The following is a 23798-nucleotide window of genomic DNA, read 5'->3' as shown; positions in this document are numbered from 1 at the left end:
ATTGTGCTCTGTCCTTCAGTAGTAATGGTTTACATCTTATTGTTTTGAAATTAAAAATTAACTTTTTGCTTAAAAAACATTCATTTCGGTTCGGGAGCTAATCAATGGTATACTATTGCGCAAATTCAGGCAGCCATCAGCCTTCAGGGCGCCGGGAATATGGAGGGTAGTCTTTGTTTGCAGACAAGGATTACGGCGCTTTTACCTGCCTGGCCTGGGATGTTTGGCGACGTAACGCGGATATTATTGCATGACCATTGCTTTTTGTTTGTACAAATATTTTCCCTATGGCGGGTTGCAGCGTGATTTCCTGCGAATAGCGCATACGGTTGCGGCGCGTGGCCATCATGTTCAGGTATTGACTCAGCAGTGGCAGGGCGAACGTCCCTCCGACCTTGAAATTATCCTTGTTCCGGTGACTGCCAGAACTAATCATGGAAAAAATGAGCAGTATTATCAGTGGGTTCAGAGCTACCTGAGTCAACATCCCGTCGATCGCGTCGTTGGGTTTAATAAAATGCCCGGGCTTGATGTCTATTATGCGGCAGATGTGTGCTATGCGGAAAAAGTCGCCCGTGAAAAGGGGTTCTTTTATAAGCTGACCAGTCGTTATAAGCACTATGCAGCTTTTGAAAAAGCGACCTTCCAGCAAGGTGCTCATACCGAGCTTTTGATGTTAACAAATAAGCAAATCGGTGATTTTAAGCATCATTATCATACTGAGGATCGCCGTTTTCATATTTTGCCGCCAGGGATATACCCGGACAGGAAATACAGCCAGCAACCTGAAAACAGCAGACAGATTGTCAGAGAAAAAAATGGCATTGGGTTAGATCAGTTCCTGCTTTTGCAGGTAGGTTCGGATTTTAAACGCAAAGGCGTACCAAGAACGTTACTGGCGGTAGCTTCTTTACCTGAAGCAATACGTCAACGTACGCAATTGATGGTTGTCGGGCAAGACAAGGCCGACCGGTATCAGGCCCAGGCGCGTCAACTAGGGATTGAGAAGCAGGTGCAGTTTTTTTCAGGGCGCGATGATATTTCAGCGCTGATGTCTGCTGCTGATTTACTGCTTCATCCTGCCGTTCAGGAAGCGGCCGGAATCGTATTATTAGAGGCGATTGTCGCCGGACTACCCGTGCTGACCACCGAAGTTTGTGGATATGCGCACTATATCAATGCTGCGCAGTGTGGCGTTGTTATACCGGAGCCTTTTGCACAGGAAGTCCTGAATGCTTCCCTCTGCGATGCGCTGGAGAAAGGTGAGCAGCGAAGTGAATGGGCAAGCCATGCAAGACACTTTGCCGATACAGAAGATCTCTACAGTCTGGCTGATAAAGCGGCTGATATCATTTTAGGTTTTGAGAATGATTGAATTAAAAGAGCCATTCACTACGCAGTGGCAAGGTAAAGATCCGTTTGTCGAAGTAACGAAACTGGACGGAGAGGTTTTCCGCGCTCTGGAGACCCGGAGGACGCTGCGTTTTGAGATGATGGGTAAAGGGTATTTCCTGAAATACCATCACGGAACCACGCTGAAAGAAGTGCTAAAAAACCTCATTTCCTTGCGTATGCCCGTTCTTGGCGCAGATCGCGAGTGGCTGGCTATTCACCGTCTGCAATCACTGAATGTTGATACCATGACCGGCGTCGCGTTTGGGCAAAAAGGGTTGAATCCGTTGCAGCGGACATCGTTTATCATCACGGAAGATCTCTCGCCGGCAATAAGCCTTGAAGACTTTTGCGCCAGGTGGAGTGAAGAACGTCCTGACCTCACCTTAAAACGAACCATTATCACCCGACTGGCGGAGATGGTGGGGAAAATGCATCGTGGTGGGGTGAATCATCGGGATTGTTATATTTGCCATTTTTTACTACAGCAACCATTACCGACTGATGTGGCTGATATAAAACTTTCCGTGATTGATCTGCATCGTGCGCAAATTCGTCGCCGGGTGCCGCGTCGCTGGCGTGATAAGGATCTGATTGGACTCTATTTCTCCTCACTCGAAATTGGCCTGACCTCGAGAGATATTTATCGTTTTTTACGCGTTTATTTCTCGATGCCACTGCGTGAAATTCTTCGCAAGGAAGCCAGTTTGCTTGAGCAAGCGGCGGCGAAAGCACAAAAAATCAAACAAAGAACGATAAGAAAAGCGTTATAAAATCACATACAGGGTTTGAGGTGATCTCATCATGAACATTGATTTTGAAAACGTAATAATTCAAAAAAAGGTTATCGACAACGCTACACACCAGAAAAGCAAAAAGTTGAATATTGCATATGGTGTAGATCGAAATTTTTTATTTGGCTCTGGAATTTCAATGACATCAGTGTTGGTGAACAACCCTGATATTGATATCCATTTCTATGTTGTGACGGACTATGTTGATGATGAGTACCTGGAAAGCGTGGAACGACTCACGCAAATGTATGGAACAACGGTAACGGTTCTGGTTTTCGATAATGAGGCGTTTCGCAAGTTGCCGAGTACTAAAGCATGGACCTATGCGATGTACTATCGCTATTTTGCGTTCGAGTATTTAAGTCGTGAACTGGATTCTGTGCTGTATCTGGATGCCGATATCGTTTGTAAAAATTCTCTGCGGGAACTGACGGATATTCATTTTGCCGGAGAATATGCGGCTGTTGTTAATGATATTGATCGAGTACGTTTAAAATCCGGGCAGAGACTGGGTATTCCTGAGTTAGCTCGTGACTATTTTAATTCAGGGGTGGTATTCGCTAATCTCCATGTCTGGAGAGAAAAAAAACTGTTATCCAAAGCCTTTGAGGTTTTGCATGAGCGTCAGAAAGAACTGCTTTATTTTGACCAGGATATTCTGAATATCTTATTTGTTGGGCATGTGATCCTGCTGAGGCGTGATTTTAATTGTATTTATGGCGTAGACCAGGAGCTGAAGAATAAAAATGAATATCGTTATCAGGACTTTATCACTGAGAGTACGGTATTAATTCATTATGTCGGCGTGACAAAACCGTGGCATACGTGGGCTAACTATCCGGTTTCTAAGTACTTTATTGAGGCTTATAAAAAATCGGCATGGGCCGAAAAATCGTTACTCAATGCAAATACGGCAAAATTATATAAGCGTAAGTCACGCCATGAAAGGATACAGCGAAAATATATTCGTTCTATATTTAGCCATATAATGTATATTAAAAATAAGCTACACGGCGCTAAAGTGCATTGAGTGGCTTGTTGAAAATAAATTTAAATAGGTGTAGTGAATGATTTTTGATTGCCATCAGTCTATAAAAAAGATACTTGATTTTAATCAAGCACCAGCCGGGGAGAGCCCACAGCTCAATATCGCCTGGGGTGTTGATAAAAATTTCATGTTTGGCGCCGCGATTTCGATGACGTCAGTGTTGATACATAATAAAGACATCAATATCCATTTCCATCTTTTTACTGATTATGTGGATGATGATTATCAACAGAAAATAAGTATGCTGGCGCAGCAATTCTCTACTAACATCTCAATATATGTTATGGATGCCGGGGGGCTAAAGGTATTGCCCAGCGGTAATGCCTGGTCTCATGCGATGTATTTCCGCTTTATCGCATTTGAATATTTAGGCGAAAAAGTTGATTCACTCCTGTACATTGATGCAGACGTGATATGTAAAGGCCCACTTGTTGAATTGAGTCATCTCAACCTTGATGAGCATGTTGCTGCGGTAGTAAGAGACGTCGATGATAGTCCTGCCAGAGATATTGAGAAAAATAGTGATTATTTTAACTCTGGTGTGATCTATGCGAATCTTAAAAAGTGGAAAGAGCAGAACTTTATTGGTGCTGCATTTGATATCCTCCTGGATAAAAATCAGAAACTCTCTTTCCCCGATCAGGATGTTTTAAATATTCTTTTCTTAAATAAAGTGATCTTTTTACCGCGTATCTACAATGCGATATATGGTATAAAACAAGAGTTAAAAAGCAAAGATATATCACGCTATAAAGAATATATAACGGCGGATACCATTCTTATTCACTATATTGGGGTAACTAAACCCTGGAATTCCTGGGCAAATTATCCGTCTGCACAGTATTTTGTGGAGGCATGGAAGGCTTCACCATGGGCGAATGTGCCGTTGTTGCCTGCCAGAACGCCAAAGCAGTATAAGAAGAAGTCGCGTCATGAAAGGCTACAGGGTAAATATATTGCTTCAATTATCAGCTACATAGGCTATCTGGCCGAAAAAATCAAAGGTAAGTAAAAAAGCTCCCCGAGGGGAGCTTTTTTTAATGAATCTTGGTTTTGAGGTACTTTGCGTACCATTTTATGGCGGTAAAATAATTACCTTTTTTTGCCGCCTGACGGGAGTACACCCGATAATCGGTAGGCCTCATACGAGGGGCATAAGAGCGTAACTCTGCATTCCGCCAGGGCGTGAAATGGTGGTAGAAAATATAAAGCTGTTGCGACAGCCCCGTATGTTCTTTATACCACGGCTTTCTTCCGCCCGTAAAATGAATGATTCTTGGCAGCGTGTCACTGTGATAGAAGAAATTTTCTTTCTGTTCGTCAGTAAACCAGTTAAACAGGAAATTCCAGCGGTTATCAATAAACGTAATATTTCCATTCATTGCAATGTTGAGGGCATCCTGATCAAAGTAAGGCAATGATTTTCCTTGCTCAAATAACACGGTATTTGCTTTATGCTCAATGTCATGCTTAATCCAGTTCGCGACATTAATATAGAGGAAACCAGCGTTAAAATAGTGATCGATGCTCAGCCCTAATCGCCGGGCGTGTTTATTATCATGAATGTTGAGAGAGTCATGGCTGACGGCGCAAACAACATTATCAATATCAACGCTGTTAATCTCACTGAGTGAGTCAAAGCATAGCGTATCGGCATCAAGATAGATAAAACGCTCTACTTTGTCTTTAAGTAAACGGGGCACAGCCAGACGCATATAAGTTGAGCGATTGAGATGTTTTATCGCAAAATCATTGTTATATTTTTCAATATCAGCCTTATCGATCGTGATAACCTGAATTTTATTACTGGTCGACTGTAGCTTCGCAATATCTTCATCGCTGACATCATAGACAAAGACAAAAAATGCGAGAGATTGCTCAGGGTTATTCATTATGACAGACATAATGGATACGGCAACATACTCCAGATAATTAGCATCTGTGCAGTAGGCAATATTAATTACGTTAGTTTTGTTATCCATTTACGCTGTCTCATTTCCTTCAACCGGGTTGCTATCATGGAGCACAGTGTCGATAGCGTCAATAACTGCGTGTTCTGGTATCCAGGTCAGGTATTTCCGGGATCTGTCCAGTTCTGCCCGGGTCGGCATTGGATGATAATCGCCTGCCCAGATCAGCGCAGCTTTATCTGACCAGGGTTTCCACTGTTGATAATTTGTGGCGCCAAACAAACATACCTGCGGCGTACCTAATGCGGCAGCCATATGCATGGGGGCGGAGTCCACGCCGATATACAGTACTGCATGATCGATTAACGCCGCCAGTTGCAGGAAGGTCGTTTTACCTGCCACCGTCAGGTCTGGTGGTGATTGACACAGTCCGGCGATACGCGCTACCTGCTGCTGTTCTTGTACTGCGGGCCCACAGGTCAGGTAAACATGCAGACCGCGTTGCTGCAAATAATCTATGACATGTGCAAATTTCTCATCATCCCAGCACTTAAACGACTGTCTTGCAGTGGGTTGAATCACAACGTATTTTTGCGTGGAAAGCGCGGGAAGCTGAGTCAGTAAATATTGATAGTCACTCTCGCGATAGCAGAGCAACATCTCTTTTTTGAGTTCGCTTTCACTAAAGTCGAGGCCTTTTAGAATGGATAAGTTTTGCTCAACAATATGAGTTCCGGTTGTTGGTGTGACTTTTGTAAAAAGGCAATTCCACTGCTTCTTGTCCCTTTTAAAGGCAATAGAGGGGCGGCGTAGGGAAGCGATAAGTGCGCCAATAGGCCATTGCTCGGTTAAGTTGACAATAAGGTCATAGTGGTTTTTTTTCAGCTGGCGGCGTACCGATATATAATTTTTAATGGTTTCCAGCAGACCTTTCTTTTTTTCAATAAGGTAAAAGTTGTTGATTCTCTCATCAGCAGCCAAAATTGCCCTGGTGTCTTTATAAAGAAGAAGATCAATTTTTGCGTGCGGATAACGTGCCTGAATACTGGCAATAACAGGGGTAATGAGCAGAACATCGCCATAAAACTTAAGCTTGCAAATAAGAATTCTTTCTACTTTATCAAACATATTAACTTTCCTTGCTAACAAATAACATTTTGCAAGCGTTTATGGCTTTAAATCGTATTTTTGAAATAAAACGATCAATGTGTGGGTACTTCATTTTATAAATAACTTTTCTTTTAACGATACTTGTATCACAGCATGTCAGTGCATCTTGAATGTCACTGATCATATCTTCTTCGTAGCGATAATAACCTTTCTTTTTGCGCAGTAACTTGCGTCCTTCAAGGAAGCAGTTAATGATCATTAATGTGGCTACAGTTCGTTTTTCATCATTTTCTTTTATATAGTCACACATTTTACGCATGGCGAAGAAAATATATTGCGCATCATTTTCAAGAATATTCTCGGTAATGCTCCGATCGTTTATTCGATAATAATATAGCTTGTTATCTATTTTTAAGATCTTATGGCATTTAAAGTATTGAAATGGACAAAAAATAATGTCCTCATAACGATGATGTTCTTCAAAGCGGTCTTGCCCAATAATGTCACGGCGAAAGAATTTTGTTACAAGGTGCCATTGACCCGCACGGAATGTGGGTAATAACTGCGTTAAATTTTCATCAGTTAACGTAATTTCACTCTGTTTTACCGCATCCGGCTTATCTTTTTGGCATTGATAGAGATTATTAATGTCACGGGTTAAGTTGAATTCAACGATATCATATTTCTCTTCTCTTAATTTAGGGAGAAGGACCGAAAAATAATCCGGGCTAATAATGTCATCGCTGTCAACAAAGCCAATATACTTCCCTGTCGCATGTGAAAGCCCGACGTTGCGGGCAATCGCAACACCATGATTTTCCTGGTAGATGTATTTCACGTTATTGCAATGATGTTCGCGATAAAACGCATTTATGCGTTCTTCAGTCAAATCCGTTGAGCCATCATTAATAATGATTACTTCTACCTCATTAGTGATGCCCTGATGTAAAGACGCCAGCGTATCCGTAATGAATTCGGCATTGTTGTATGCCGGTATAATAATGCTCAGCAAATAATCTGAAGCGTTAATCATGGCATAACTCTCTCATCGTGCCTGGTGTCAGCATCATCGCCGCGCATAATGCCAGCATACTGCTCAGAGTTTCACCTTTGGCGTATAATAATAAGTCGCTTAAACCATAGATAACTATAGCACTGGAAATGATGAATAACAGAGGGCTACGTTGTGTATAAGCTTTTAAAAACATCGCCAGATACAAAAAGAGCAGAGCGATGACGCCAGAAATCCCTTTAAGAGAAAAAGTATCAATGAATTCGTTATGCAAATGGATGTCGACGAACCCAAGTGCTCCTCTTAACGAGGTATCCTGTCGGGCAAAATCCCGCATTCCAGCATCGCGTTGTTCAAGTGATTGGCCCCAGTAGTGGTTTTTTCCAGCATCAATACCCGCCCGTTGCATCGCGAGTCGGGCGCCAATCGAGGTATTACTGTTCTTCTTACTGTAAGAATGCATATCGGTTACGAAGCTGTTATAGCGCTTTTCAATCACCGATTTTAAAGGGATTGCCGCCAGCCCCGCGAGAACAATAAAGGCCAGTAACGTACGCAGCAAAACGGTACGGTTATGCCGATAGTGTAAGAAAAATAGCCCTATGCTCAGAACCGGATAGACCAGAATGGCGGCGCGGGTTTGCGTTATAGTGATAACCGCCAGTGATACCAAAAAGTGTAATAAATAGAGCAGGATTGTATGCTTCAGCCGCAAGTTGATGATGGCCTGGGACGCAAGCAATGCGACAAACGTCAACGCATAAGCCGCTCCTGTCGGATGTTCAAAACCCAGTTCGACACGGTAGTTAAGCGGATCTGGTGAGGTGAGGAGTTGATAACCCGCAAAAAGATACAAACCAACAGCCGTCGCAATCACCCAGTAGCGGGTTATACGATCTTTCATCGCACATGCGATTGGCGATTGCAGGGCTGTGACAATCAGTGCGGCAAAGATCATCACTTTACCGCCGTTCTGGTATGAGCGATAAGCGCCAGTAAAGGATGAGCCCGGTTCTTTAAAGATCTCAACCCAAATAATTTGTACTAAACCGAAGAGCAGCAGCATCACGGGTAACAGCAGGTTTTTCTTATCACTCAGAAGTGACTTGCTGTGTTTACCGATAATCGGTAGCGACAGAACCGCACATGCAATAAAAACTTTTAAAGCTTCGTCTGGATTGATCAGCAGCATCGCCAGGGTCGTCAGGCACCCGGCATAAAATAAAAAATAGATAACGTTAAACGGATTATTTTGCGTGCTGCGGATAAAGCGAGAAAACGTGTGTCCACGAAGCATGATTAATCTCTTTAAAAGTTATAGCAAATTAAAATCAAGCAATGATACTTTGACGGCATCCGCACCCAGAGTTGACATCTTCCCTGAATGACTCTTTTGCGCGCACTGATTCTTCCCATATCCCCCAATCAGTCCCGGATCGGTCGGGCCATACAGCGTGATATTAGGTCGATCAAGGGCGGCGGTTAAATGGCTAAGCCCGGTATCAACGGACACTACAAATTTTGCCCCCGCCAACTCGCGTGCGACCTCTTCCAGACTCATTCGTGGTAAAACATCCACATAATCAAATCCTTCCGCTAATCTTTTTGCCCGTGCTTCTTCATGGGGCGCACCCCAGGGCAGCTTAATGCGTACACCCGCATCACGCAGTTGGCCGATCAGATCTCGCCAGTTTGCTTCCGGCCAGTGCTTATCGTCTCGGGTAGTTGCGTGTAAAAATACCGCATATTGCCCTGCGTCTGCATTCAGATTGCTCAGGAAATGTTGCGCAATCGCATAATCGCCCTGGGACTGTGGCTTGCTGTACCCCAGGCTTTTGGCGAACAGCTCGCGGGTGCGTTCAACAGCATGCTGCGCTTTAGCGATGTGATGCTTTCGGTTGTAAAACAGGCTGGCCAGGGGCTCCCGGGCCGTACTCCAGTCCATGCCGTGCTTTACGCCGCGTCCCAGTCTTGTGACCAGCGCCGCGCTTTTTACCAGCCCCTGGGCATCAATAATCGCATCGTATTGCTGTGCCTGTACGGCATCGCGAAAGGCTTTACGTTCAGCTTTGATGGGCGCGGAAAACCAGGCCTTACGCCAACGGCGAATAGCGACGGGAATCACGCGATCGACAGCATCGTGCCAGGATGGAATTTGCGCGAATCCTTCTTCTACCACCCAATCAAACTGAATACCCGGGATGACTTGCTGTGCGTCAGTCAGTGCGGGCAATGTGTGTAACACATCCCCCATTGATGATGTTTTGACTATCAGAACCCGCATCCGTCAGGCTTCCTCTTGTAATAACAGACTATTGAGTTCTTCCAGGACACGCGTCGGCGTGATGTCAATCAGGCTCTGATGATACCCCTCCGCAGTATCCCCTTTGCGCACCTTGTGATAACCCGTAATCAGACGGATAACCCGCGCTTTATGCGAAAGTGGGGGAGTAAAGTCCGGGCTGCTGGGGCCGTACAGCGCGACCAGCGGACGGTTCAGCGCAGCGGCGACGTGCATTAAACCAGAGTCATTCGTGACAACGGCTTTGCAGGCAGATAGAAGGATAACAGCTTGTTCCAGCTGCGTTTCTCCCGCCAGATTGCGGCACCAGGCCTGCTGCTCAGTATTCAGTGTAGCCAGAATTTCATTTCCGGCGTCATGATCTTTTGCTGAGCCAAACAAGACGATCTGGTGGCCTTCATCGATGAGCTGCTTTGCCAGTTCCGCATAGTGATAATGCGGCCAGCGTTTCGCCGGGCCAAATTCCGCGCCGGGGCAAAAACCGATCATCGGACGTTCAGCGGAAAGAGAAAATTCGTTGCAGATGAGGGACTTTTCGCCCTCGCTCACCTGTAGCTGCGGCCATAACAGAGGCTGCGGCAGATCCTGGGCAGTTCGCATAACGCCTTTGTCGTAGGCCAGCGCCACATAGCGTTCCACCATTAATGGCCAGGCCTCTTTATTTAACACGCGCGCGTCGTTGAGCAGGCCGTAGCGCATCTCGCCGCGCCAGCCGGTGCGATGCGGAATGCCGGCAAAGAAAGGAACGAGTGCGGATTTAAACGAATTCGGCAGAACATAGGCGCGGTCATAGCGCTTTTCACGCAGACGATGACCGAGCTTGCGCCGCTCGCCAATTTCCAGCGCTCCGTGGCCAAGCGGCATGGGGATCGCGTCGTTGACCTCCGGCATACGCGACAATAACGGGCGGCACCACGCGGGCGCCATCACGTCGATTATCGCCTGGGGATAGCGCGCCTTGAGCGTGCGATAGAGACTTTGCGACATCATCATGTCGCCTACCCAGGACGGACCAATCACCAGTATTTTCATGTTTCTTCTTACGCGTCGCGATTCAGCCAGGCCATATACTCCGTTACGCCTTCGGCAACGGTCTTGAACGGTTTGTCATAGCCTGCGGCGCGCAGATTGGCCAGATCCGCCTGCGTGAACGCCTGGTAACGGCCTTTCAGTTTTTCCGGGAACGGAATGTACTCAAGGTCGCTTTTCTTGTGATAAGCCAGCGCGGCATCCGCCACGGCCTGGAAGGATTCCGCGCGCCCGGTGCCCAGGTTAAAGATGCCGGACACGCCGTTTTCCCAGAACCACAGGTTTACATCAGCCACGTCGCCGACGTAGACAAAATCGCGTTTGAAGTTTTCGCTGCCTTCAAACAGTTTCGGCGTTTCACCGTTGTTGAGCTGAGTATTCAGATGGAAAGCGACGCTCGCCATGCTGCCTTTATGGCCTTCACGCGGTCCGTAAACGTTGAAATAGCGGAAACCTACAATCTGCGAGCTGGCTTCAGGCAGGATCTGGCGTACATACTCGTCGAACAGGAACTTAGAGTAGCCGTAAACGTTTAGCGGTTTCTCATATTCACGAGACTCAATGAAGTCAGAGGTGCGACCGCCGTAAGTTGCCGCAGAGGAGGCATACAGGAACGGAATGTCACGTTCCAGGCAGTAGTGCAGCAGCTCTTTGGAGTATTGATAGTTGTTGTCCATCATATACTTGCCGTCCCACTCGGTGGTGGAAGAGCAGGCGCCTTCGTGGAAAACCGCTTCGATATCGCCGAACTCTTCTCCGGCCATAATCTGGATCAGGAAGTCTTCCTTATCCATATAGTCAGCAATATTCAGGTCCACCAGGTTGATGAACTTGGTGCCGTCTTTCAGGTTGTCCACCACCAGGATATCGGTGATGCCTTTATCATTCAGGGACTTAACGATGTTGCTGCCGATAAAGCCCGCGCCGCCGGTAACGATGATCATAACTGTAACCTTCGAATTATGGAGTCAGAGACAATCTCAGACACGAATACTTCTTATCATATCACTACACGGCCCAGGCTTCAGCCATTCACCGATAAGCTGTGCGGGTACGCGTGATTTATGCTGCATTTTCAAGAAGTGATGATGCGTCATCTCGTATCAATGTATAGCTTTGGGTAATATGTGCTGAAATTTGCCCAGTCTGGAGAATCGCAATGCGTGGGGATTTTTATAAGCAGTTAACCAACGATCTGGAAACCGCCCGTGCGGAAGGATTGTTTAAAGAAGAGCGCATTATCACGTCTGCGCAGCAGGCGGACATCACCGTGGCAGACGGAAGCCACGTCATCAACTTTTGCGCCAACAACTACCTGGGGCTGGCTAACCATCCCGAACTGATTGCGGCAGCAAAAGCGGGAATGGATTCTCACGGGTTTGGCATGGCTTCAGTGCGCTTTATCTGCGGCACTCAGGACAGCCATAAACAGCTGGAGCAAAAACTGGCGGACTTCCTCGGTATGGAAGACGCTATTCTGTACTCTTCCTGCTTTGACGCCAACGGCGGCTTGTTCGAAACCCTGCTGGGCGCAGAAGATGCGATTATCTCGGATGCGTTAAACCACGCCTCGATTATTGATGGCGTTCGTCTGTGTAAAGCGAAGCGTTTTCGCTATGCCAACAACGATATGCAGGAGCTGGAAGCGCGTCTGAAAGAGGCTCGTGAAGCTGGCGCTCGTCATGTGCTGATCGCCACCGACGGCGTGTTCTCGATGGACGGCGTTATCGCTAACCTGAAAGGCGTCTGTGACCTGGCAGACATTTACGGCGCGCTGGTGATGGTTGATGACTCCCATGCTGTCGGTTTTGTCGGGGAGAACGGTCGCGGTTCTCACGAATACTGTGACGTAATGGGACGCGTGGACATCATTACCGGTACGTTAGGCAAAGCGCTGGGTGGGGCATCTGGCGGTTATACGGCGGCGCGTAAAGAGGTGGTGGAGTGGCTGCGTCAGCGTTCCCGTCCGTATCTGTTCTCGAATTCCCTGGCGCCTGCCATTGTGGCGGCCTCCCTTAAAGTGCTGGAGATGGTTGAGGCGGGGAGCGAACTGCGCGATCGCCTGTGGGCGAATGCGCGTCAGTTCCGTGAGCAAATGTCCGCTGCGGGCTTCACGCTGGCTGGCGCCGATCACGCTATTATTCCAGTGATGCTGGGTGATGCGGTGGTTGCGCAGCAATTTGCCCGCGAACTGCAAAAAGAGGGGATTTACGTGACCGGATTCTTCTATCCGGTTGTTCCGAAAGGTCAGGCGCGTATTCGTACCCAGATGTCTGCGGCGCATACCCCTGAGCAAATCACGCGTGCGGTTGAGGCGTTCACACGTATTGGTAAACAACTGGGCGTTATTGCCTGAGGATGTGAGATGAAAGCGTTATCCAAACTGAAAGCGGAAGAGGGCATCTGGATGACTGACGTTCCGGTACCGGAAGTCGGGCATAACGATCTGCTGATTAAAATCCGTAAAACAGCCATCTGCGGCACTGACGTTCACATCTATAACTGGGATGAATGGTCGCAAAAAACCATCCCGGTTCCGATGGTGGTAGGGCATGAATATGTCGGCGAGGTGGTCGGTATCGGTCAGGAAGTTAAAGGCTTCAGGATTGGCGATCGCGTTTCCGGCGAAGGCCATATTACCTGCGGCCATTGTCGTAACTGTCGCGGTGGCCGTACGCATTTGTGCCGCAATACTCTGGGTGTCGGTGTTAACCGTCCCGGTTGTTTTGCGGAATATCTGGTACTTCCGGCGTTTAACGCCTTTAAGATCCCGGATAACATCTCCGATGATTTAGCCTCTATCTTCGACCCCTTCGGCAATGCCGTACACACGGCGCTGTCGTTCGATCTGGTCGGTGAAGATGTGCTGGTTTCCGGTGCCGGCCCGATCGGCATCATGGCGGCGGCGGTAGCGAAACATGTGGGCGCGCGTCATGTCGTGATCACGGATGTGAATGAGTACCGTCTGGAACTGGCGCGTAAAATGGGCATCATCCACACGGTGAACGTTGCGAAAGAGAACCTGACCGACGTGATGGCTAATCTGGGCATGACTGAAGGGTTTGATGTCGGCCTGGAGATGTCCGGTGCGCCGCCTGCGTTTCGCGCCATGCTGGATACCATGAACCACGGCGGTCGTATCGCGATGCTGGGGATTCCACCTTCAGATATGTCTATCGACTGGACGAAGGTGATCTTCAAAGGGCTGTTTATTAAAGGTATTTACGGTCGTGAGATGTTTGAAACCTGGTATAAGATGGCGGCGCTGATTCAGTCTGGCCTGGATCTGTCTCCGATCATCACCCACCGTTTCTCCATTGATGAGTTCCAGAAAGGCTTTGATGCGATGCGTTCAGGCCAGTCAGGAAAAGTGATTCTGAGCTGGGACTGACAGCATCCTGCTGGCGGCCAGGTTTTCCCGAACCTGGCCGTAAAATGGCGTTTTTATTTTCCGCGCATCTTGCGGGATAAGCGTCTGAATTTCTCTTTAAGCTGAATAAGTTTATAAACCAGACCCTGACCTTCAATATTCATATGGTATTTATTTTGTAATACTAAAATATCATTTGCCTGGCAAATTTTCAGACTTCCTTTGCAGGATAAGTCGATGATGCGCAATTCCCCGGAAGGTGTGCGGATAAAGTTTCCGGCATGAATATCATTGGAGGCCAGACCTGCCCGGTGCAGTTGCTGAATACACGCCTTAATATCTTCTTTATTGCTTTCATTAATATCATTTAATGGCTCCCCTTCAATATATTCATGAAGGGTATACACATCATAGCACTGGCGAAAACGTGTTTTCTCGGCCACACAGTAGAGATCGGCGGTACAGGCACGCACTTGTGGCGCCAGGCTGTCCAGTTTTTGGATCAGCTGAGAATAAAAAGGCCCGGAGAGAAAATTCTGAATCTTTTTCTCAAATCGTGGGTCTATTTCGCGATCGTTTTTGATGATGAACTTCCGTGACTGGTATTCAACAAGTTCTACGCTGCGGAATTCGTTGCCGCTGTTCAGCGGTTTGCCACTGATTTCGTTATTCATATACTTATCCATCAGGGACTTAAGGTCTTTATTTTCCTCTTTGTAATAGACCGTATAGCCCTTTTCATGTGTCTTACTGATGGTCATCACTTCCCTCAAGATAAGTATTCTAAATACGTATAATACGAATGCGTAGTATACATGGTGAGGCTTCTCATCTGTAGGGTGTTTTGTGCGCCTTAACCATTATCTCCACTGGACTTAATAATTTCTTAATGAAAGCACGGTAGAAAGGGCCAATGTATTAAAGACTGACGGGCCATTCTATGAAAAGCAGCACAAGTACACTGAGTGTTATTATTCCGTTATACAATGCGGGTAATAGCTTCCAGGCATGCATGGAATCTTTGATTGCACAAACATGGAATGCGCTGGAGATCATCATTGTTAACGACGGGTCTACCGACAACTCCGTTGATATCGCAAGGCATTTTGCCGATACCTATTCACATGTTCACCTGTTGCATCAGGATAATGCAGGCGCGTCCGTGGCCCGCAACCGGGGGTTGGCCGCGGCGACCAGCGACTACGTTGCTTTTGTCGATGCCGATGATTTGGTGTATCCGAACATGTATGAAACGCTGATGACCATGGCGCTACAGGATGACCTGGATGTGGCGCAGTGTAATGCAGACTGGTGCATTCTTGAGACGGGGCATACCTGGCCATCCATCCCCACGGATCGCATTCGGTCGACAGGGGTATTAACCGGCCCGGACTGGCTGCGTATGGGGCTGGCTTCACGCCGCTGGACGCATGTTGTCTGGATGGGCGTTTATCGGCGCGCCCTTATTGAAAAACACGCGATTGGCTTTATTCCAGGATTACATCATCAGGATATTCTGTGGACCACGGAAGTGATGTTCAATGCCACGCGCGTACGCTATACCGAACAGGCGTTGTATAAATATTTTCTTCACGATCAGTCTGTTAGCCGCCTGAAACGACAAGGTGAGCGTAATCTGCATTACCAGCGACACTACATTAAAATCACGCGTTTATTAGAAAAGCTGAATAGTGATTATGCGGATCGCATTCCCGTCTATCCTGAATTTAAGCAACAAATTACCTGGGAAGCGCTGCGGGTGTGTCATGCGGTGCGTAAGGAGCAGGACACGCTTATTCGCCAGCGGATGATCGCCGAAATATTTGCCTCCGGCATGTATAAGCGCATGATGCTTAACATACGAAGCGCGAAGGCGGCTTATCAGGCGCTGTTGTGGTCGGGTCGGTTATACCGGTGGCGTGATAAAACGGCTTCGCACCACCGCGTTGCCCGTAAAGCGATTAATCCGCGTTAGCGTTCTGGGGGGCAGCGATCTTGCCCCAGCCTTGCCACTGATGCCGGAAGTAGTTCACCATCGTGCTCTGCGTAATGCTTTCGCTTAACACGCTAAAGAACCGGCTGGCGTAGACAGGTTCTAACGGTTTCTTCGATTTACACACCTTCACGCCGCGGAACGGATTTCGTGGCGCCTCCGGCGTACCGTTTTTCGGCGGCGTCAGATTTGGCGTAGAGGTATCTGTCTGCGGCTCGTCGAGCAGGCTGCTCGGACGCACCAGCGTAATATCCGCAGGCAGGTTATAGACCATCTGCTGAAGGACTCGCACCGTTGATGGATGCGGGTGCCCAATTGCGATAGCGGACCCGTTGCGACGGGCTAACTCAATGGCGCGATTAAACTGGCGACGAATATCCGCTTCGTTCTGCGTATCATCAAGGAACACTTTGCGCTTAATCACCTTCACGCCCGTCCCGGAGGCGGCACGCATCGCCTGACTGTTGCCAATGGTCATGCTGTCGAGGAAGTAAAGGTTATAACGCTCCAGCGCCTGCATCACTTTTTGCATGCCGAACAGGCTGGAGGTCATCGCGCTGCCCATGTGGTTGTTGAGACCCACGGCATACGGCACCTTATTCACCGCATCGCGAATAATGCGTTCAATTTCGTCGCTGCTCATCTCCGGGCGCAGCGTATCTTTCTCCAGCGGCTGCTTGCTCAGCGGCGCCATCGGCAGATGGATCAGCACCTCATGCCCGCTGTTGTGCGCTTTGGTTGCCATTTCACGGGCATGTGGGGCATTGGGCAGGACGGCAACGGAGAGGGCGGACGGCATCGCCAGCACCTGATTTTCATTGTGCGGACGATAACCAAAATCGTCGATTACGATGGCGAGTTTGCCAGCAAAAACAGGGGAGGCGAATGCCAGCAGGCTGGCGAGTGAGAGTATTGTGCGACGAAAGTGAGGCAAAACTTATCTTCCCAACCACGGCTGTGGATTGACGGCCTGACCCTGGCGACGAATTTCGAAATAGAGTGACGGTCGGCCCTGACCGCCGCTGCTGCCTACAAGCGCAATAGGCTGGCCTGCGCGAACCTGTGTGCCAACGCTGACCAGTGCGCTCTGGTTATACCCGTAAAGGCTCATATCGCCTTTACCGTGTTCCACGACGACGACCAGACCGTAACCCTGCAACCAGTCCGCCAGAATCACCCTGCCGTCCGCGATTGCTTTGACTTCAGTGCCTTCAGACGCACCGATAACCATCCCTTTCCAACGTAGCTCACCTTGCAGCTGTTCGCCATAACGATGCAGCGTTGGGCCGCGAACGGGCCAGAATGCCTGGCCACGCGGTGAACCCAGGCCGCCGGTACGGGACATCAACGATTTTTCGCTTTCAGTTGGTTTGTAGGTTGTGCCTTTGCGAGTGGCTTCCTGTTGACGATTGCGCACCGCCTGCGCTTCGCGGGCTTCTCGCTCCGCCCGGGCTTTGGCGGCCGCCTCTGCACGCGCGATGCTGTTGCGCAGGCGGGATTCGTTCGCCCGCAATTCACTTAACTGCTGTTGCCCCTGCTGGATTGACGACTCAAGACCGGCGATCGTTTTCTGACGCTCATTACGCGCCTGCTCCAGCTTCGCCTGTTGGGCGCGTTGTTCATACAGCAGCGTCTGTTGCTGGCTCTGTTTCTCTTCCAGCGCCGCTTTCTGAGACGCCACCTCTTCACGCGTTTGTTTCAGTTCGGCAATGGTGTCCAGGCGCGCCTGGTTCAGATAACCGAAATAGGCCTGTAAACGCTGCCCGCGCTGGCTCTCTTCACCGCTAAGAATGAGCTGAATCCCCGTATGCTCGCCCTGGCGAAACGCCGCATCCAGCTGCGCGGCAAGGCTGCGTTCCTGAATGGCTTTTTGTTGTTCCAGCTTCGCGATAGATGCGTTCATTGCGTCGATCTGCTTATTCAACTGGGCAAGGGTATTCTGGGTTTCACGCAGTTTACGCGCGGCGGCGGAGATGGCCTCTTCCTGCGTTTTGAGCTGTGCGAGCAAACTGGAGCGTTGCTGCTGTTGCTGGCGTACGGCACGCTCTTTGGCGGCGATATCCGCCTGGATGGATTTGAGCTGATCGCGGTCATCCGCATGGGCGGAAAAGGCGCACAACAATACGCCAGCGCTCAACACGCTGGCGTAAATCATGGGCCTGACTGAAAACCTGCGTGGTTTCACGGCCCGTGTAATGGAATTAAACGCCTTTCCCCTCATGGGGAAGGATTATTCCACGATGAACAGCGGCTTACCAGTCATCTCTTTCGGGATTTCCATACCCATCAGCGTCAACATCGTCGGTGCGATATCAGAAAGTTTGCCGCCTTCGACCGCTTTTACGCTTTTCGCGCCGACATAAATCAGCGGAACCGGCAGGTTGGTATGCGCGGTGTGCGCCTGACCGGTGGATGGATCGCGCATCTGCTCGGCGTTGCCGTGGTCTGCGGTGATCAGCAGTTGGCCGCCAACGGACTCAACCGCTTTAGCAACCTGCTCAACGCAGTGATCCAGCGCTTCAACCGCTTTAACCGCCGCTTCCATCACGCCAGTGTGACCGACCATATCACCGTTCGGGTAGTTACAGATGATGGTGTCATACTTGCCGCTCCCGATAGCCGCAACCAGTTTTTCGGTCAGTTCTGCGGAACTCATTTCCGGCTGTAGATCGTAGGTCGCCACTTTAGGCGAGTTGATCAGGATGCGTTCTTCGCCTGCAAACGGTTCTTCTACGCCGCCGTTGAAGAAGAAGGTGACGTGGGCGTATTTTTCCGTTTCGGAAATGCGCAGTTGGGTTTTGTCGTTCTTCGCCATCCACTCGCCGAAAGTGTTTGCCAGCGATGCCGGTGGGTAAGCCACGGCAGTTTTGATATCAGCGGCGTACTCGGTCAGCATGACGAAGTTCAGATTAACCACTTTCTTACGGGCGAAGCCGTCGAAATCAGCATTAACGAACGCACGGGTAATTTCGCGGGCGCGGTCAGCACGGAAGTTCATGAAAATCAGCGTGTCGCCGTCTTCCATCGCGGCATCGGCCTGACCTTCCGCGTGAATGACGGTCGCTTTCACAAATTCGTCGTTTTCGTCGCGCGCGTAAGCGGCCTGCAGGCCAGCAACGGCGGTATCGGCCTGGAATTCACCCTGCGCCAGCGTCATCAGGTCATAGGCCTGCTCAACGCGATCCCAGCGGTTGTCACGGTCCATTGCATAGTAACGACCAATAATGGACGCTACGCGGCCTTTGCCCAGCGCGGCAAACTTGTCTTCGAATTTTTTCAGCGAGGATTCCGCGCTGCGTGGCGGGGTATCGCGGCCATCAAGGAAGGCGTGCAGATAAATTTTCTCTGCGCCGCGTTCTGCGGCCAGTTCGACCATCGCCATGATGTGGTCTTCGTGGCTGTGCACGCCGCCCGCAGACAGCAGACCCATAATGTGCACGGCTTTACCGGTATTTTTCGCCTGATCGACCGCAGCCGTCAGTACCGGGTTAGCGAAGAAGGTACGTTCTTTAATTTCAACATCCAGGCGCGTCAGATCCTGATACACGATACGACCCGCGCCCAGGTTAACGTGACCCACTTCGGAGTTGCCCATCTGACGGTCCGGCAGACCCACTTCCAGACCGGAAGCGTCGATCAGGGTATGCGGACGTTTTGCCCACAGAGCATCCATTACCGGGGTTTTGGCATTCAAAATGGCGTTATCCTGGCTGTCTTCACGGTAGCCATAGCCATCCAGAATCACCAGTACCATAGGTTTTTTAGAAACCGACATTGCGACAACCTCACACTCAATAGACAAAATAATTGCGTAATTTTACTACAGCTGAATCGATAAAATAGCCTCAGAAGATCAAAGAATGGGGCAGAGAGCGAGCCGGGGACGGCGCGGAACGACGTTTTTTTTCCGTAGCGCCCCGCAAAAATGCAATCCATTGCACGCTCTGGCTGTATTTGCGCCAACGCGCAGGTATACTCCTTTCCTGGTTTTTTAATCACTGAGTCGGGAGTTGTTACCCCCCATGCAAGAAATTATGCAATTTGTTGGCCGCCATCCCATACTGAGTATCGCCTGGATTGCGTTACTGGTGGCGGTGTTGTTCACCACTTTCAAAGGCCTGATGTCTAAAGTTAAGGTTATTACTCGCGGCGAAGCGACGCGTCTTATCAACAAAGAAGACGCCGTTGTGGTGGATTTACGTCAGCGTGACGACTTCCGCAAAGGCCATATCGCGGGCGCGACTAACCTGCTGCCGAGCGAAATCAAGGCCAACAACGTTGGCGAGCTTGAAAAGCACAAAGATAAGCCTCTGATCGTGGTTGATGGTTCCGGTATGCAGTGTCAGGAATCCGCAAACGCACTGATCAAAGCGGGCTTTGAGAAAGTTTTTGTGCTGAAAGAAGGCGTTGCGGGCTGGAGCGGTGAGAACCTGCCATTAGTGCGCGGGAAATAACGCGTTACTCAACACGGGAGATAAGTCATGGCCAACATCGAGATCTACACCAAAGCAACCTGCCCGTTTTGCCATCGTGCAAAAGCGCTATTGAGCAGTAAGGGTGTGAGTTTCCAGGAACTTCCGATTGACGGCGATGCCGTAAAACGTGAAGAGATGATCAAGCGTAGTGGCCGCACGACGGTTCCGCAGATTTTTATTGATGCACAGCACATTGGCGGCTGTGACGACTTGTATGCGTTGGATGCGCGTGGTGGACTGGATCCCCTGCTGCGTTAAAACATGCCGCAAGTATTTTAAGGACAACACTAAAGGGTTTTCTACACATGTCAGAACAAAATAACACCGAAATGGCTTTCCAGATCCAACGTATCTATACCAAGGATGTGTCTTTCGAAGCGCCAAATGCGCCGCATGTTTTCCAGAAAGATTGGCAGCCAGAGGTTAAACTTGATCTTGATACGGCGTCTACTCAACTGGCAGATGACGTATACGAAGTGGTACTGCGTGTTACCGTAACGGCTTCCCTGGGCGAAGAGACCGCTTTCCTGTGCGAAGTTCAGCAGGGCGGCATTTTCTCCATCAGTGGTATTGAAGGAACTCAGATGGCGCATTGCCTGGGTGCATACTGCCCGAACATTCTGTTCCCGTATGCCCGCGAATGCATCACCAGCCTGGTTTCACGCGGCACGTTCCCGCAACTGAATCTTGCGCCGGTTAACTTCGATGCGCTGTTCATGAACTATTTACAGCAGCAGGCTGGCGAAGGTACTGAAGAACATCAGGATGCCTGATGAACCAAAGTAATGCTTCAATGACTGTGATCGGTGCTGGCTCGTACGGCACCGCTCTTGCCATCACCCTGGCGAGAAACGGCCACCAGGTTGTCCTGTGGGGCCACGATTCTAAACATGTCGCGACCCTTGAGCGAGACCGCTGCAACGTCGCGTTCCTCCCTGATGTGCCTTTTCCCGATACGCTACGCCTTGAAAGCGACTTAGCCACCGCGCTGGCGGCCAGCCGTAACATTCTGGTGGTGGTGCCAAGCCATGTCTTTGGCGAGGTGCTGCGACAGATTAAACCGCTGATGCGTCCTGATGCGCGCCTGGTCTGGGCGACCAAAGGTCTGGAAGCGGAAACGGGGCGCCTGTTGCAGGATGTCGCCCGTGAAGCGCTGGGCGATGACATCCCGCTGGCGGTGATATCCGGCCCGACGTTCGCTAAAGAACTGGCGGCGGGTTTGCCGACGGCAATTTCTCTGGCGTCGACGGACGAAACCTTCGCGGATGATTTGCAGGAACTTTTGCACTGCGGTAAGAGTTTTCGCGTCTACAGCAACCCCGATTTCATCGGCGTGCAGCTGGGCGGTGCGGTGAAAAACGTGATTGCGATTGGCGCAGGCATGTCTGACGGCATCGGTTTTGGCGCAAACGCACGTACCGCGCTGATTACGCGTGGGCTGACGGAGATGTCGCGTCTTGGCGCGGCGCTGGGGGCCGATCCGACCACCTTTATGGGAATGGCGGGTCTGGGCGACCTGGTTCTGACCTGTACTGACAACCAGTCGCGTAACCGCCGTTTTGGCATGATGCTCGGTCAGGGCATGGATGTTCAGAGCGCGCAGGACAAAATTGGTCAGGTGGTTGAAGGCTACCGTAATACAAAAGAAGTTCGTGAGTTGGCGCACCGTTTTGGTGTCGAAATGCCAATAACCGAGGAAATTTATCAAGTATTGTATTGCGGAAAAAACGCGCGCGAGGCAGCATTGACGTTATTAGGTCGTGCACGCAAGGACGAGCGTAGTCGCCACTAGCCGTAAGGATCTGTTTTATTAAATGACCCGGCCCGCGAAGAACGGGCCGGTCGTTAGCCTGATACCTGGAGTCAGCAATGTCATGTGAAGAACTGGATATCGTCTGGAACAATATTAAAGCCGAAGCCCGGGCTCTGGCGGACTGTGAGCCGATGCTGGCCAGTTTCTACCACGCGACGCTACTCAAGCATGAAAACCTGGGCAGTGCGCTGAGCTATATGCTGGCGAACAAACTCGCGTCTCCGATTATGCCTGCCATCGCCATCCGTGAAGTGGTGGAAGAGGCCTACGCCGCCGACCCGGAAATGATCGCCTCTGCTGCCTGTGATATTCAGGCGGTACGCACCCGCGACCCGGCGGTAGACAAATACTCGACGCCGCTTCTGTATCTGAAAGGCTTCCATGCTCTCCAGGCCTACCGTATCGGCCACTGGTTATGGAATGAAGGCCGCCGCGCGCTGGCGATATTCCTGCAAAATCAGGTTTCTGTCACCTTCCAGGTCGATATTCACCCGGCGGCGAAAATTGGACGCGGCATTATGCTCGATCACGCGACGGGGATTGTGGTCGGTGAAACGGCGGTAATCGAAAATGATGTCTCGATCCTGCAATCGGTCACGCTTGGCGGGACCGGGAAAACCAGCGGCGATCGTCATCCCAAAATTCGTGAAGGCGTGATGATTGGCGCCGGGGCGAAGATCCTTGGCAATATCGAAGTGGGGCGCGGCGCGAAGATTGGCGCGGGCTCCGTGGTCTTGCAGCCTGTACCGCCACACACCACCGCAGCGGGCGTTCCGGCGCGGATTGTCGGCAAGCCCGACAGCGATAAGCCGTCAATGGATATGGATCAGCATTTTAACGGGATTCACCATACGTTCGAATACGGCGACGGCATCTGACTTTATGCCCGGTAGCGCTGTGCTTACCGGGCCTACCAGATCCGTAGGTCGGATAAGGCGTCAGCCGCCATCCGACAAAAATCAACGACGCAATACCGCGCCAGGATACCCCAACTGGCGCCATGCCTCATACACCACGACCGACACCGCGTTCGACAGGTTCATGCTGCGGCTGTCCGGCATCATTGGAATACGAATTTTTTGTTCTGCGGGCAGCGCGTCGAGAATGGTCGCCGGTAAACCGCGCGTTTCCGGGCCAAACATCAGGTAGTCCCCATCCTGATAGCTCACCGCGCTATGGGCAGGGGTGCCTTTGGTGGTCAGAGCAAACAGACGCTGTGGGTTTTCGGCGGCGACAAAGGCGGTGTAATCGTGATGGCGCTGTACGGCGGCAAACTCGTGATAGTCCAGCCCCGCGCGGCGCAGACGTTTATCATCCCATGTGAAGCCCATCGGCTCGATAATATGCAGACGAAAACCGGTATTGGCGCAAAGACGAATAATATTGCCGGTGTTTGGTGGGATTTCTGGTTCGAATAATACGATATTCAACATGCTTAACTGCCCCCTTAAGTGCGGGGGGCAGAATAGCAGAAAATACGTTCACCCTCACCCTGTAGTAGGCCTGATAAGCGTAGCGCCATCAGGCATCCCCGATGCACATTACATTGC

The 23798-nt window shown here is 50.0% G+C and carries 24 protein-coding genes; 12 read left to right on the top strand and 12 right to left on the bottom strand.

The annotated features are described in order from the left end of the window. The first annotated feature begins 250 nt into the window (after positions 1-250). Genes OGX75_RS02805 through OGX75_RS02790 form a run of 4 tightly spaced genes read left to right on the top strand, consistent with a single transcriptional unit; the run spans position 251 to position 4246 of the window. Entirely contained in the window at positions 251-1375 is a 1125-nt protein-coding gene (locus OGX75_RS02805; protein ID WP_200053715.1) for a glycosyltransferase family 4 protein, read from the top strand. Beyond that, positions 1368-2165, top strand: coding sequence for a lipopolysaccharide core heptose(I) kinase RfaP (gene rfaP / locus OGX75_RS02800; protein WP_286451021.1), 798 nt, complete (start codon positions 1368-1370; stop codon positions 2163-2165). Before OGX75_RS02805 ends, rfaP begins: the two co-directional genes overlap by 8 nt. A 31-nt stretch (positions 2166-2196) precedes the next feature. Next, positions 2197-3216, top strand: a complete 1020-nt coding sequence (locus OGX75_RS02795) for a glycosyltransferase family 8 protein (protein ID WP_012135766.1) — start codon at positions 2197-2199, stop codon at positions 3214-3216. A 37-nt stretch (positions 3217-3253) separates the two neighbouring features. Then, positions 3254-4246, top strand: a complete 993-nt coding sequence (locus OGX75_RS02790) for a glycosyltransferase family 8 protein (RefSeq protein ID WP_286451019.1) — start codon at positions 3254-3256, stop codon at positions 4244-4246. Positions 4247-4271: 25 nt separating this feature from the next. Here OGX75_RS02790 and OGX75_RS02785 read toward each other — a convergent pair whose 3' ends face one another. From OGX75_RS02785 to rfaD, 7 genes are read right to left on the bottom strand one after another with little or no spacing between them, the layout of a single operon-like run. Beyond that, entirely contained in the window at positions 4272-5216 is a 945-nt protein-coding gene (locus OGX75_RS02785; RefSeq protein ID WP_200024274.1) for a glycosyltransferase family 8 protein, read from the bottom strand. Next, on the bottom strand, positions 5217-6272 hold the full coding sequence (gene rfaQ / locus OGX75_RS02780; RefSeq protein WP_047460266.1) for a lipopolysaccharide core heptosyltransferase RfaQ: 1056 nt from the start codon (positions 6270-6272) through the stop codon (positions 5217-5219). 1 nt (position 6273) lies between these two features. After that, on the bottom strand, positions 6274-7287 hold the full coding sequence (locus OGX75_RS02775; protein ID WP_047460269.1) for a glycosyltransferase family 2 protein: 1014 nt from the start codon (positions 7285-7287) through the stop codon (positions 6274-6276). Continuing rightward, positions 7280-8563, bottom strand: a complete 1284-nt coding sequence (locus OGX75_RS02770; RefSeq protein ID WP_181421280.1) for an O-antigen ligase family protein — start codon at positions 8561-8563, stop codon at positions 7280-7282. The genes OGX75_RS02775 and OGX75_RS02770 overlap by 8 nt, the downstream gene beginning before the upstream one ends. An 18-nt stretch (positions 8564-8581) precedes the next feature. After that, entirely contained in the window at positions 8582-9550 is a 969-nt protein-coding gene (gene rfaC, locus OGX75_RS02765; RefSeq protein ID WP_230009575.1) for a lipopolysaccharide heptosyltransferase RfaC, read from the bottom strand. 3 nt (positions 9551-9553) lie between these two features. Beyond that, positions 9554-10600: an ADP-heptose--LPS heptosyltransferase RfaF gene (gene rfaF, locus OGX75_RS02760; RefSeq protein ID WP_286451018.1), complete on the bottom strand. Its 1047-nt coding sequence runs from the start codon at positions 10598-10600 to the stop codon at positions 9554-9556. Positions 10601-10608: 8 nt separating this feature from the next. Then, positions 10609-11541, bottom strand: coding sequence for an ADP-glyceromanno-heptose 6-epimerase (gene rfaD, locus OGX75_RS02755; RefSeq protein ID WP_286451017.1), 933 nt, complete (start codon positions 11539-11541; stop codon positions 10609-10611). Between the two features lie 215 nt (positions 11542-11756). Here rfaD and kbl point away from each other — a divergent pair, with 215 nt between their 5' ends. Together kbl and tdh are read left to right on the top strand one after the other, a co-directional pair. After that, on the top strand, positions 11757-12953 hold the full coding sequence (kbl, locus tag OGX75_RS02750) for a glycine C-acetyltransferase (RefSeq protein ID WP_012135757.1): 1197 nt from the start codon (positions 11757-11759) through the stop codon (positions 12951-12953). A 9-nt stretch (positions 12954-12962) separates the two neighbouring features. Next, positions 12963-13988, top strand: a complete 1026-nt coding sequence (gene tdh / locus OGX75_RS02745; protein ID WP_012135756.1) for an L-threonine 3-dehydrogenase — start codon at positions 12963-12965, stop codon at positions 13986-13988. Positions 13989-14041: 53 nt separating this feature from the next. Here tdh and rfaY read toward each other — a convergent pair whose 3' ends face one another. Then, complete coding sequence (gene rfaY, locus OGX75_RS02740; protein ID WP_110493650.1) at positions 14042-14728, bottom strand: lipopolysaccharide core heptose(II) kinase RfaY; 687 nt, start codon at positions 14726-14728, stop codon at positions 14042-14044. Positions 14729-14907: 179 nt separating this feature from the next. Here rfaY and OGX75_RS02735 point away from each other — a divergent pair, with 179 nt between their 5' ends. After that, complete coding sequence (locus tag OGX75_RS02735; protein ID WP_286451016.1) at positions 14908-15942, top strand: glycosyltransferase; 1035 nt, start codon at positions 14908-14910, stop codon at positions 15940-15942. Here the strand turns inward: OGX75_RS02735 and OGX75_RS02730 are convergent. From OGX75_RS02730 to gpmM, 3 genes are read right to left on the bottom strand one after another with little or no spacing between them, the layout of a single operon-like run. Continuing rightward, a complete protein-coding gene (locus OGX75_RS02730) occupies positions 15929-16894 on the bottom strand; it encodes a divergent polysaccharide deacetylase family protein (RefSeq protein WP_286451015.1) in 966 nt (321 codons plus the stop codon). The genes OGX75_RS02735 and OGX75_RS02730 overlap by 14 nt on opposite strands. A 3-nt stretch (positions 16895-16897) precedes the next feature. Continuing rightward, a complete protein-coding gene (gene envC, locus OGX75_RS02725) occupies positions 16898-18157 on the bottom strand; it encodes a murein hydrolase activator EnvC (protein ID WP_286451059.1) in 1260 nt (419 codons plus the stop codon). A 33-nt stretch (positions 18158-18190) separates the two neighbouring features. Continuing rightward, the gene (gene gpmM, locus OGX75_RS02720; RefSeq protein WP_286451014.1) at positions 18191-19735 is read right to left on the bottom strand and encodes a 2,3-bisphosphoglycerate-independent phosphoglycerate mutase; all 1545 of its coding nucleotides are present in this window, start codon (positions 19733-19735) and stop codon (positions 18191-18193) included. 247 nt (positions 19736-19982) lie between these two features. On the opposite strand from gpmM, the gene OGX75_RS02715 reads away from it, so the two are divergent. The 5 genes from OGX75_RS02715 to cysE all read left to right on the top strand — a co-directional run bounded on the left by OGX75_RS02715 (position 19983) and on the right by cysE (position 23126). Further along, a complete protein-coding gene (locus OGX75_RS02715; protein ID WP_012135748.1) occupies positions 19983-20414 on the top strand; it encodes a rhodanese-like domain-containing protein in 432 nt (143 codons plus the stop codon). A 27-nt stretch (positions 20415-20441) separates the two neighbouring features. Further along, positions 20442-20693: a glutaredoxin 3 gene (grxC, locus tag OGX75_RS02710; protein ID WP_047358806.1), complete on the top strand. Its 252-nt coding sequence runs from the start codon at positions 20442-20444 to the stop codon at positions 20691-20693. A 47-nt stretch (positions 20694-20740) separates the two neighbouring features. Further along, positions 20741-21208 carry a protein-export chaperone SecB gene (gene secB, locus OGX75_RS02705; protein ID WP_003024155.1) on the top strand — a complete coding sequence of 156 codons (468 nt, stop codon included), beginning with the start codon at positions 20741-20743 and terminating at the stop codon, positions 21206-21208. Further along, positions 21208-22227: an NAD(P)H-dependent glycerol-3-phosphate dehydrogenase gene (gpsA, locus tag OGX75_RS02700; RefSeq protein WP_286451013.1), complete on the top strand. Its 1020-nt coding sequence runs from the start codon at positions 21208-21210 to the stop codon at positions 22225-22227. Before secB ends, gpsA begins: the two co-directional genes overlap by 1 nt. A gap of 77 nt (positions 22228-22304) precedes the next feature. Then, positions 22305-23126: a serine O-acetyltransferase gene (gene cysE / locus OGX75_RS02695; protein WP_012135745.1), complete on the top strand. Its 822-nt coding sequence runs from the start codon at positions 22305-22307 to the stop codon at positions 23124-23126. Between the two features lie 81 nt (positions 23127-23207). On the opposite strand, the gene trmL is transcribed toward cysE, so the two are convergent. Further along, positions 23208-23681 (bottom strand): tRNA (uridine(34)/cytosine(34)/5-carboxymethylaminomethyluridine(34)-2'-O)-methyltransferase TrmL, encoded by a 474-nt coding sequence (trmL, locus tag OGX75_RS02690; protein WP_286451012.1) that lies wholly within the window; start codon positions 23679-23681, stop codon positions 23208-23210. Positions 23682-23798 lie beyond the last annotated feature (117 nt).

Origin of the sequence: Citrobacter sp. CK199 (assembly GCF_030333285.1) — a bacterium.
In the GTDB taxonomy this organism is placed as follows: domain Bacteria; phylum Pseudomonadota; class Gammaproteobacteria; order Enterobacterales; family Enterobacteriaceae; genus Citrobacter_B; species Citrobacter_B koseri.
This window is presented reverse-complemented; position numbering and strand designations above follow the sequence as displayed.